Origin of the sequence: Aristophania vespae (genome assembly GCF_009906835.1) — a bacterium.
Classification (GTDB): Bacteria; Pseudomonadota; Alphaproteobacteria; order Acetobacterales; family Acetobacteraceae; genus Aristophania; species Aristophania vespae.
In genome coordinates this window covers 811716-823711 of record NZ_CP047652.1, presented here as the reverse complement: position 1 = coordinate 823711, position 11996 = coordinate 811716, and the positions used below count along the sequence as shown (strand labels likewise).

Here is an 11996-nt window from a genome sequence, read left to right as displayed (position 1 = left end):
CATATTAATATAGGTTCGTTTTTTTCTGATTGGAGAGGTACGACTTTGACAATTGTAACTTTTTTAAACTCTCTTTCAGCCCTGATCGCAGTTTTTCTTATAGATTTTGCCTTAGCTGGTTCAAATATAGCCATTATCGCATTTTCTGTTCAGCGGCTGAATGAAAAGCAAAAATGGACCGCCATTTTATCTGGCACAGTTGCAGGCGCTGTTTTGCGCATCGCCTTGGCCCTTATCGCCAATCACCTTTTAAAATTTGAAGGATTAAAATTAATTGGTGGGCTTTTGCTTTTCTGGATATGCTGGAAAACATTTATAAATTTCAGAAACTCGCAGGATAATTTAAGAATCTCGGATTCTTCTTCGGTAGGCGAAGCAATTTTACAAATTATTATAGCCGATCTAGCCTTGAGCTTTGATAATGTAATTGCTGTAGCAGGAGCAGCGGAAAAACACCCCCTTATTATGACCATAGGCTTAATTATTTCGGTCATAATCATTGCTCTAGCTGCTAATATTACCACCTGGTTTTTAAAGCGTTTTAAATGGTTAAATTGGGTTGGGCTCTTTATTGTGTTAGTGGTCGGGCTGAAATTATTCATGCAAGGTATTTATGAAATTTGGAAACTTTCTTAGATTTCTTCGGACTAAGCACGTTTTTTGGGGGTGGGGTTAGTCGCTTTCCCCCCTCCTCTTATGGCCCAAGCAAGCCCCTATTCACCTCGCCTGACAGAATGGTTAACTCTTACATCTCCAGGAGCAACAGGATTTCCTGTCCAGAAATATGGAGATTTTTTAAAAATAAAGCCTGAATGGCCGTTGCAGACACGCATAGTATGGCGCTTTGAAAATGCCTTAAATCACGAAACTGATCCATCAGTTTTAAAAAAATACTGCCCTATTTTTCCACTTACGCAACTTTCTACCATCATCCATTGTGACCCTTTTCTGCATAATGCAGCAGATCAGGCTCGAAAGCTTTGGCGTGAAGGGCTAAGCGATAATAATAATGAGCAAAATTTTCTTAAAACCTATCGAACAAACCTGACTATTAAAGATAACTGGATACGTTATCAGAATTTGGAAAAAAAGGGCCTGAAACTTGCTGCTTCTAGGCAGATCAAGCGCTTAACTTTACCTCAGCAGACGCTGGCTCAGGCACGTTTTTCGCAGCGTTTTTCGCTTAATAACGCAGATCAGCTTTTTGCAATTGTTGATTCACAACAGCAAGATCCTACACTTATAAGGCTTAGATTAAATTATTTGCGTCGCAATAATAGATTTGATGAAGGCTTTAATCTATGGCAGGAAAAAGGTCTGAAACTTGAAAAAACTACTTTAAAAGATCCCACATTATGGGCCTTTGAAAATTTGGCCTATGCGCGTTATTTTATGGGCAATAATAACACAACTGATAACGAAAAAGCCCTTAATCTTCTTGCCCCACTTCTCACTTTTCCCAAAATGCCCATTCAGCATGAAGCATTTTTCCTGAGTGGTTATGTCAGTCTTGTTTCTTTAAAAAATCCTGCTCAGGCAGAAATATTTTTTCAGCATTTGGCTCAAGACGCGTCAGTTAATATACGAGCCAAGGGATTTTATTGGCTTGGTAGATGTGCTGAATTTACAAATAATAGCTCTCAGGCCCAGTCATTTTTTAATCAGGCTGCCGCCTATCCCACTAGTTTTTATGGGCAATATGCCTTGGCCCACATAACGCATTCTCCTTTTTTTGCAATTGAGCAACGCTCAACACGCTTTAAATCAATATTACATAGTAAACTTACTCAGCTTAAGGCACTTCAGGGCACGACTATTAGCCGACTTGATTTGTCAAACGCTGCCCGTGAACTTGCTGCGCAAGGCGATACGGAAAATTCAACAATCTTTATGACTTACTTATATGCTCACACCCCTCATTTGAGTGAGCAAGTATCAGTTGCTCATCTTTCATTATCTTTAAATGTGCCTAAAGCTGCCATCTTAGCCTCTCGAAAATTAGCCAGAGCAGGTGAGATTTTATATCCAGAAGGACATCCTCTTCCCTATAATCAGAACCTGGCTCTTGAAAACCAAAAGCTGGTCTCACTTCCTAAAGGTTTGTTACCTGCTTTAGTAAGGCAGGAGAGTAGCGGTGATCCACAAGCCATAAGTCCCTCTCCTGCTTATGGGCTAACACAGTTACGGCTACCTACAGCTCAAGAAGTAAGCCGAAAACACAATGTAGGAACTGTTAGTGCACCTTTATTACTTGATCCTCAAACTAATCTTTTAATTGGCAGTTTTTATCTTTCTGAGCTTTTAACCCGCTTTAACGGCATTATTCCTTATACTCTTGCAGCTTATAATGCAGGCCCCACAAGAGTAAGCCGCCTTAATGCCTCTCAAGCTGTAACCAACGATAACATTTCCAAAATGCCTCAGACAGATGATGAAAATTTGCTGACATGGACTATTAATTTTCCACTCAAAGAAACGCGTTTATATATTGAACATATTATGACTGACGTGGCTTTTTATGAGTAATTATTTGTCTGCTACGGCATAGCGAAACCCTTAAAACGCAAAGCCCTAGGCTATTTTTTATGAAGAAATGACGACTATCTATCGTCATTTCTTTTTTTGTGGTTATGCAAAAATTTGGAGTTTCTTTTTTTCTCGTTACCGCATTTACTGCATATTATTTTGTTATGTGCATCAAAGCTGGATTCTAACATTTTTATGGTAATGACTATGTCCAAGCTAAAACGCTGCTTATTTCTATCAGTTTGAAAATCAATCGGTTGCAAAAAAATTACACAGTTAAAGGTGGCTTTTATATTTATAGCTTTTTGACCACCATATTTCCTCTACGGAAACATATCTTACATAGTAAAATCACGGTCTTAAGTGCTATTTTTTAATATATAAAATGCTTTAATACTCGCCAATATTATGTCTTGTTTCACAAGTCTCTTTAATCGAAGTAATCCAATAAAGTCAGATTTTGATGAATTTGCACGTTTTTTACAAAACTCATATTAGACAATTTATGAAAATTAGACGCTAAAATTAAAATAATAAAAAATATTTATCTTTTCTAATAAAAAAAGGCAGTTATTAAGATGATATTTGGTTATTTTTTAAATATAACTTTACATAAAATGAAATATTTACTCTTTATTATATAAAATCTCAAATAAACTTTCTATGCTCTCATCAAAATAATAACATAATGTTAAGTAAAATTTTTATTTTGATAAATATTTTTTTATTCATCTTAATAATTAATTCATACCTGTTTACTAAGTTACCTCCATAGAGTTTTTTTTGTTTGAAGTCACTGAAGTTTTTTTTATTTATTGGAATAGTTTTAATAATTATTTCTTTTCTAAAAAAAGCGTGGCGACAACAAAATAAAACAAAAATGTGCATATAAAAGGCATGACTTATGGAAGTTTATGGTTCTTATAATGTAGTGTTTTTGTTGGTTTGTTTACCTATAACTTTCACTTCATATTCTAGTATATTTACTTTGAATATTGAAGAAAAAAACAGTCACAATAAAAATAGCACATATCTATATTTTAAAATAAACCTTAAACATCAGCTTGTTCATGCGTTTCATGTCAAAACAGCTCATATATGTAAAATTGATAAATACCCCGAAAATGCTGCTGTGACTGATGCGCGTCTTCTGCATGACACTAAGGAAGAACCGCTTAACTTTTATAAAGCCGGATTTTTGTCCTGAAATGTTGCAGCCAGAAGAATAAGGGAGGGTAACACAATGATCAATCAAAACAGCAAAAAACTCGAAAACGCATTACCATGCCGTGTAGATGCATATTTAAGTATGAAAAATCTGGGATATTGCAAATTAGATTCAGACGATTTTAGCCTTTCAGACACACAAAAATCCGACTTGGACATTATTCAAAAACATTTTGATACGCTTCAACGCGATCCATATGGTGAAGATTCTGGTCGTTACCGGCAACATAGTAAATATGTATTTTTACCCTGCTTAAATCTTTTAATCCCTCATTGTACTGAGCATGCTTCTTGCTATAAGCAGGATATAAAGTTTAATGACGAAGTTATAGATGAAGCACGAAAATTTCAGCCTGTTCCTAACGATATTTTGTTAAATAATCTCATTACATCCTTTATCTTACACGATTTTAAAAATTCTCCCTTAGCTCACTATTCATCAACTGTTCCTATGGAAGTGGGTATTCATTTCATTCGAACAAAAGCAATGACGGGATCTCCGGGTGTTGCTGTACCCAATCGACTTCATAAGGACGGTGAACCCTGCACCTGGATACATTTGATCAATCGCGAAGGATTATCTGGCGGTGAAAATATCATTACAGATAACAGCAAGGACAATATTCTTTGTGAACATACTCTGCTAAATCCGCTGGATTCAATTGGCATAGTCGATGACCAGGTATGGCACCAGGTAAAGCCAGTAAGCGTTAGTGGACACACAAATGTCGGCTATCGCGATGTTATACTTATTGATTTTACGCCTATGTTTGCAAAGCCAAACAGTCCCTCATAATCGAAACTCTATGTGTCGGGTATCATTAATGTGATGGTACTAGCGCGTTTTTAATATCAGAAAACAGGCAGTTACAGTGTTATCTAAAGAAACTATTGCGGTTCACAGCGGAACAATTATCGACAAGATGAATGGAGGCATTTTGTCTCCATTATTTCCAGCAAGCTCGCATAAGCACCTCGATATGAAAGAGGATGTGTATCCAAGACATGGCAATTTGCCCAATCAACGGGCTGTTGCAAATAAAATGTGTGCCTTAGAAAGCGGTGGCGAAGCTGCTTTAGTATTTAGTTCTGGCATGGCGGCTTTTTCCACCGCCATGCTTGCTCATTTAAAATCGGGTGATCACATCGTCTTACAAAATGGTGTTTACTCCGGGGCCCTTAAATTTGTTCAGAACCACCTTACAAAACTTGGGATAACTTATACCATATCAGAAAATTGTGAAGTAAATAGCGTTATTGATTGTGTAAAACAAAATACAAAATTAATATATATTGAAACTCCTACCAATCCAATGCTCAAAATTATAAATATTGAGTTATTGGCGAAGTTCGCTAAAAGCAAAAATTTATTTACAGTTATAGATAATACTATAGCAACACCTATAAACCAAAATCCCCTTGAATATGGTATCGACTTGGTTTTGCACAGCGCTACAAAATTTTTAGGTGGCCACGGTGATATATCAGGCGGTATTGCCGTAGGAAGTGAAAAATCCATTTCTTTAATGACTGAATATATGAATGATTTTGGAGGATGTCTGAATGCTCAATCATGCCATCTTCTAGAACGAAGTTTGCGCACTTTGGCAATACGCATGGCCAAGGTTAATCACAATGCGATGGAACTTTCTTCCCGCTTAAATGAAAATCCAAATGTTACAAAAGTCTATTACCCTGGCCTAGCAGGCCATCACAATCATGAAATTGCGCGCGAGCAGATGCGCGGATTTGGTGGGTTAGTGAGCTTTGAAATTGCTCAAAAATTTGACACGACAAGCTTTCAGAAAAAGCTAAATTTAATTATTCCTTCAAATAGCTTAGGCGATCTAGAAACGACATTAAACTCTCCCTATCAGGCGTCATCTTCATTTAGAAGCCTAAGCGAGCAGGAACAAAAAAAATCAGGTGTTACACGGCAATTAATACGAATGTCAGTCGGGATCGAAGATGTCGATGACTTGTATGAAGATTTGCATCAGGCACTTAAGTGAACAATATGAGTAAAGAAACAGAAAGCACTTTAACATTAAGCGATGACGAAGTGCTGCATATAGAAGCTTTTTACGGTATAACTGTAGAAGATAGTTCTTTTTTGGGAAAAGGTTCGGGAAATACGAACTATTTCCTTGAAACTAATATTGGTCATTGTGTTTTTAGCATTATCGAAGAGCAAAGCCGTGAAGACGTTGAACTCATGGCAAAAACCCTTGAGTGGCTTGAAGCGCATCACTACAAGACATCTTTACTCATCAAGCCTAAAATACAAAAAAGAAATTCTGTTATATTAAGGGAGAAACCCTCCCTATTAAGAACTTACATAGACGGCACAATCTGCCATGACTTTAGTAAAAATATGCTTATGCAACTTGGAGCTGCTACGGCAAAGTTGCACACCCTCCCTGCACCTAATTTTTTAACAAATTCATTATTTTATGAGCAGGACAAATTCATGGCCGCTCTTAATGCAAATATTGACAAGAATTATGAAGGCTGGGCAAAGAATAGACTTAAAGCTCTTGCCATAAGTGAAATTAAAGACTTACCTACTTCTTTTATTCACTCTGACCTTTTCTTTGATAATTTGCTTGTCAATGGTGATCAATTTGTTGGCATGATAGATTTTGAGTTAGCATGCATTTACCATTCTGTTTTTGACATTGCTATGGCTTTAGTCGGCACTTGTTGCGTCAATGGAATATTATCGCCTGAAAAATCAAAATATCTGATTTCTGGCTATTATTCTGCAAGAATATTAGAAAATAATGAAATAAAAGTTTTAAAAAGATATACAGAATATGCTGCCATACTTACGTCGTTATGGAGATATTGGAGATATAAAATATATCAACCAAACGAAAATAAGGCTGATAAATACCTTGAAATGATGAAGTCAGCTCAAAGTATTCAGAATACAGATTTTGCTGAACTCACCAATATTTTTCCAGCTAAAACATGATTAAACACTAATTATCAAGCTTGTCAGTAAAACAAGTTGTAAATTGTGAGCATTTAATACGTTATTTATACTATGGAGTAACTAAAGCCGTATGAACATTAAAGACGCAAAAAAGATCGTTGTTCTCGTTGACGCTTATTCATCGGGAAATCAACTCGCTCCTGCATTTAACAAAGAAGGATATAGATGCCTACATATCCAAAGTAGAAGTGACATACCGCAAGTAATAACAAACAGCTATAAAAAAGATGATTTTTTCATGAGCCTGCAATATGCAGGGCTAGATACCGTCAAAGAATTAAAAAAATATGATATTATCGCTGTCATTGCTGGTTGTGAAACAGGGATCGAACTTGCCGATAATTTGGCAGAACTTCTCGATCTTGCAGGAAATGAAACAAAATCAAGTTCTACCAGACGCAATAAATATCTTATGCAGGAATGCTTAAAAAACAACAATATTAATCATATTCCTACTTATAAAATAACGAATATAAATGAAGCTACGGATTATGCGTCAAAATTACTTAAAAATTATAATAAACTTATATTAAAACCTGTTGATAGCGGCGGGACAGACTCAGTCTTTGTTTGCAGCACTATTGAGGATGTAAAAAATTACTCAAAGAATTTGTTTGAAACAAGAAATCAGCTTAATTTAAAGAATGAAGTTATTATTCTGCAACCTCTCATTGAAGGTGAAGAATATGTAGTTGATACCGTTAGTTATGATGGACATCATAAAATCTGCGCCATATGGAAAATGGGAAAAGGCAAACATAATGGTTCCAACTCAGTATGTGAATTTACGGAGTTAACTTCACTAGATGAGCAGGAACAGTTAAAGCTTAAAAATTACGTTTTTAACTGCCTGGATTCTCTTAATATCAAATTTGGAGCAGGCCATTCTGAAGTTTTTTTAACTCATGATGGATGGACCTTAATTGAGACAGGAGCTCGACTACACGGGGCGGGTTTTCCCCTATTGTCATCCCTCGCATTGAAAAAAACACAAATCGATGAGCTTATATCGAGTATCTGCTCTACAGAAAGCTTTTTAAAAACCATTTCAGAAGAATACAGACCGCAAAAATTTCTAAAAATTAAAGAGCTAATATCTTCCAGGTCAGGGATTGTTAAATCAGTTAAATATTTAGACGTTATTTTTAATTTGGCGTCTTATAAAAAGTCAAACATACCTAGCATTGGGCAGAATATCAGACTTACAAAAGATGTTTGCAGTTCGCCGGGCTGGATCGCCTTATGTCATAGTGACATCCATCAAATTAATGCTGACTACCAATATATAGTTGAGCTTGAAAAAAAAGGTATGTTCGAAGTTTATTAAAGTGAAAGGCCCAGCTTACATTCTTGGATATTGCGTCTTTGGAGCTACCATAGATGTGTTCCTCTCTAACTTATTACAGAGTATAAACTTGTTTGTACTCTTATTTTGGACTTTTATATTTACCTGGGGGTGGTTCTTTTTAAATACTATTATATTTTCATCTATAAAATTAGAAAGTATAATAAAGTCTCGTAAGTTAATTCTGTTGCTAAATATATCTACTTTAGGTTCTTGGGCAGGATTATTTATTGGCTTAAAATGGACCGAGCCATCTATTATGGTGGCTATAATTTTCGCCCTCAGTCCGATTATTTCAGTTTTGATAGAAATTAGTCAAAGAAACTTTATAGACAAGAAAAACATTATCACAGCTGTAATTTTGTTACTTTCAGTTGCACTTTTAATGATTTTAGCTGTGCAAAAACAGCGCTCTAACCCCTTTGACTCAAATTATATATTTGCTTTGGTCCTTGGTTTTGTATGTATTGTTACCTCAACAAGTTTGACCCTGGGCACATATATATCAAAATCACTTTCAAATAAGGGATTTAGTGCTGTAAATGTACAGTCATTCAGATTTCCACTACTTATAGCTGTGTGCTACCTATTAATACCAAATAAAACCATGTTGATAACGGTTCAGTCTAATTTCTGGATGTACCTACAGATAATAGTTATATTAGGTAATATTTTACCATTATGGATGCTTCAAAAAGGAATAGAATTAACAAATCCTTTGACAGTTAACATTATTATTAATATTTCTCCTTGTATCACACTACTTTTAGAACTTTTAGATTCTTCTATTAAATTTAGCAACATGAAATTATTTGTATTATTACTTCTCATCTTAACAACTTCTTTATCTAACAATGATGTTAGTAAATTTGCTATAAACAAAATGAAAAAATTAAGTACATATTTAAAATAATAATTACAATAAGTTATTATTTTAATGATATAACTATAGAACAATAAGTATTTTTACGAAAAACGTGTAATTATTTAAATAATGTTAATATAAATACTATAGATATTATAAAAAATATTCACCATATATATAATAATGTTATTATATAATTTACTGAATTTATAATCAAAAGTAACTACTAAGTTTTTTTATCTTATAATTTAAATTATAAAATTTTAAATATTTTTATAAACCTTGCAAACATAGCTTACTATTATTGCTTTTTGAGGTGCAACCAGCTCTTGGTTATTGAAATGATAAGTTATAAATAAATTATTCTACATATATTTACCTAATAACTATATATTTAATTATTATTTCTTAAAATATTGTTATTTTTATTAATAATTTTCTATTAAATAAATTTATAAATCTGCATAAAAAGTATTAGTATAAATTTTATCTCACAAAATCACTAAAAATACTTATAACTATTATATGATTAAGTATTTAGAGTAAAAATAACAGATTTTTATCAAAGAAAATCTAGTTTTTTCAGTAATAGTTAGAAAATCCTTCATGACTTTTTTATGAAGTGAATTATGATAATTCTTATTTATAATAAGATGAGAGAATAGGATCATGTCTAACCTATCATTAATGGAAGCTTCAGCTGTCATAGCCCTTTTACTTGATAGTATGACAAAGAGAAAAAATCTTGATCTCGGTAGCGAAGCCATTATGGGTCTTGCTGTCATTTTAAAAGCTTTAAAGAAAACACTTGACCAGGCCGCTACAGAAATTGATCGCCAAAAAAAATAAACATCACTTATAATTTTGTTTTTAAAAGAACTTTGATCTTAAATAAGACCAAACGAGCCTTAAAATTTAACATTCTATGGTAATAAGTATTTTGTCTTACCATTCTCGAAAAAAGTTTTCTTACAAAAAAATAGTCAATTTTTTGTCTGTTTATCAACAACTGGGGGCACGTTACTATGCCCCTTCCCTTATCCCCTCACCTACCCTTATCTTATGTTCCCATATATGCAGGGACTATATAAATGCATAATCTGCCATAAAATTTGCTCATTTATACGTTTAGATATGCAACTTTACTATAAACATTACGTCTTTGACGTACTTATGAAGAAAGAAAGCGTTTAAATTGCATTGACCATACTCATATTCTTTATTTCGGGCAGTCTGAGTTGAAACGATAAAAATTATGCAATTACAAGCTATTAAAAATTTATCTTTGAGGCAGTCTGATGTGACCCATAATCATTTTTTATAATCGTCAAATCAGCGCCACTAAAGATGATACAGACTATCAATGGTATCAGCTTCTTAAAAAATATATGTGCTTACGTACCCATTTAACTCACAAAGATTGTGCAAATGATTTAACGCACAGATCGAGCACAAAACACTTTAACACTGGATCTGTCTCATAGTGGATTCTTTGTGGCTAGCCGGTTAACTGTAAGAATTAACAAACAGGCTATGTAAATGGTACTTTATTCTAGAATTTTTGTAATATTTAATTATTTTTTATGATATTAATACTTATAAATAAAATTTTATTACTTATAAAAAATAATTTAAATATTTACCAAAAATACAACCCTAAATTGATATTATATCAATTAATGTGTTTTATCTAACTCAATACTACTTACACGAGAAAAATTCATTAAATCGTAACGTTAAGTTCATTTCTCTTTAAACTTAATTGACAATGTAAATAATTTAGCTTCAAAGTATTTTTAAACAAATTGTTAATAATTTGTTCGTCTTAATATAAATTAAGCTGCCATATACCAAATATATAGCAGTTTATACTCTGTATTTGTTACGAAAGTGGGTAAATAAAATGACTGATTTATCACTATGCGAAGCCTCGGGAGTTATTGCCCTGTTATTAGACAGTATGACAACCCGTCCTGAGCTAGATCTTGGTAATGAAGCCCTTTATGGCCTGAATGTTGTATTACGTGCGGTTAAAAATACAGTGGATGAAGCTGATATAAGCGAGACGCTACAAAAAAGTAAATAAGACTTTATATCACCACGTAACAGCTAAAGGGGTGCTGATACGCACCCCTTTAAGTCTCAAAGGAATTTCTGAATAAAACTTTCAAATCAATACGACACTATGCGTTAAAAAATTTAATTTTTCTAAACACCTAAACACCTAAACACCCTAGCCTCACTGACTGTAAATAACCAATCTTAAATAACAGGGTGCTGTTGCACATTTTTTAATAATTTTTTTCCTAGATGCTGGTTTAGAGCTACTGAGTTTACTGTAACGGGCTTTGAGGCACATCAGCTCGATATTTAGATTTTTATAATAGAAAGCAAGGAAATTAGTCAGGAGAAGCCTACTATAAATTATAAGCTGGCTTCTTTTATATTTTAATCAAAACGTCTCTTTTACTATCGCTCTTTTTGTGTAGCAAATTTTTTTGGTTATAAAAATTGTGACAGACTAAAATATATTACCTCACAATAAAAAAAGGCGGCCCTATTTCAGGACCGCCCCTCTCCATAAGCAATTAATCAGTTAATTTAATTATGGATGAGCTGCAGGCATTGGAGCTGGCATTACAGAAGCAGAAGGCGTCTGTACTGGAGCAGCAGGCTGCGCCATTGGAACAGCAGGTTGTACTACTGGAGCCGTTGGTTGTGTTACTGGAGCTACAGGCATCATTTTATTGCCTGTTTCTTTAGAAAGAGCTTTTGCGTCTTTTTGCGGAACAGTTACAACTGCTGGAGGTGTCATGACAGGTGTGCGAGCTTTTTGAAGCGAAACACCGTTTAGATCATCAGCAGCTGAAACTGAGTGATCAGCCTGCTTGGCTTGATGGTGATGCTTATGTCTAGCAGCATGCCCTTTGTGATGTTTAGCATGATGAGTATGGTGAGCTGTTGCTGCAAAAGCTGGTGCAGAAATAGCTAAAACACTTGCAGCTGCCAAAGCTGTAAGAGAAAGTTTTTTCATT

General features: G+C 34.2%; 11 protein-coding genes. 10 read left to right on the top strand and 1 reads right to left on the bottom strand.

Features of this window, described 5'->3' with window-relative positions:
• The first annotated feature begins 45 nt into the window (after positions 1-45).
• From GT348_RS03665 to GT348_RS03620, 10 genes are all read left to right on the top strand, one after another.
• Positions 46-636, top strand: coding sequence for a YjbE family putative metal transport protein (locus tag GT348_RS03665; RefSeq protein ID WP_160618560.1), 591 nt, complete (start codon positions 46-48; stop codon positions 634-636).
• A 30-nt stretch (positions 637-666) separates the two neighbouring features.
• A complete protein-coding gene (locus tag GT348_RS03660) occupies positions 667-2526 on the top strand; it encodes a lytic transglycosylase domain-containing protein (RefSeq protein ID WP_160618559.1) in 1860 nt (619 codons plus the stop codon).
• A 904-nt stretch (positions 2527-3430) separates the two neighbouring features.
• Positions 3431-3733, top strand: coding sequence for a hypothetical protein (locus tag GT348_RS03655; RefSeq protein WP_160618558.1), 303 nt, complete (start codon positions 3431-3433; stop codon positions 3731-3733).
• A 36-nt stretch (positions 3734-3769) separates the two neighbouring features.
• On the top strand, positions 3770-4549 hold the full coding sequence (locus tag GT348_RS03650) for a 2OG-Fe dioxygenase family protein (protein WP_160618557.1): 780 nt from the start codon (positions 3770-3772) through the stop codon (positions 4547-4549).
• Positions 4550-4625: 76 nt separating this feature from the next.
• Positions 4626-5765, top strand: coding sequence for a trans-sulfuration enzyme family protein (locus GT348_RS03645; protein ID WP_160618556.1), 1140 nt, complete (start codon positions 4626-4628; stop codon positions 5763-5765).
• Positions 5766-5770: 5 nt separating this feature from the next.
• A complete protein-coding gene (locus GT348_RS03640) occupies positions 5771-6730 on the top strand; it encodes a phosphotransferase (protein WP_160618555.1) in 960 nt (319 codons plus the stop codon).
• A gap of 91 nt (positions 6731-6821) precedes the next feature.
• Entirely contained in the window at positions 6822-8078 is a 1257-nt protein-coding gene (locus GT348_RS03635; protein ID WP_160618554.1) for an ATP-grasp domain-containing protein, read from the top strand.
• 1 nt (position 8079) lies between these two features.
• Positions 8080-9009 carry a hypothetical protein gene (locus GT348_RS03630; RefSeq protein ID WP_160618553.1) on the top strand — a complete coding sequence of 310 codons (930 nt, stop codon included), beginning with the start codon at positions 8080-8082 and terminating at the stop codon, positions 9007-9009.
• Positions 9010-9630: 621 nt separating this feature from the next.
• Positions 9631-9810, top strand: a complete 180-nt coding sequence (locus GT348_RS03625; protein WP_160618552.1) for a hypothetical protein — start codon at positions 9631-9633, stop codon at positions 9808-9810.
• A 1054-nt stretch (positions 9811-10864) separates the two neighbouring features.
• Positions 10865-11047, top strand: coding sequence for a hypothetical protein (locus GT348_RS03620; protein WP_160618551.1), 183 nt, complete (start codon positions 10865-10867; stop codon positions 11045-11047).
• Between the two features lie 519 nt (positions 11048-11566).
• Here GT348_RS03620 and GT348_RS03615 read toward each other — a convergent pair.
• Positions 11567-11995, bottom strand: coding sequence for a hypothetical protein (locus tag GT348_RS03615; protein WP_160618550.1), 429 nt, complete (start codon positions 11993-11995; stop codon positions 11567-11569).
• Between the last annotated feature and the right edge of the window lies 1 nt (position 11996).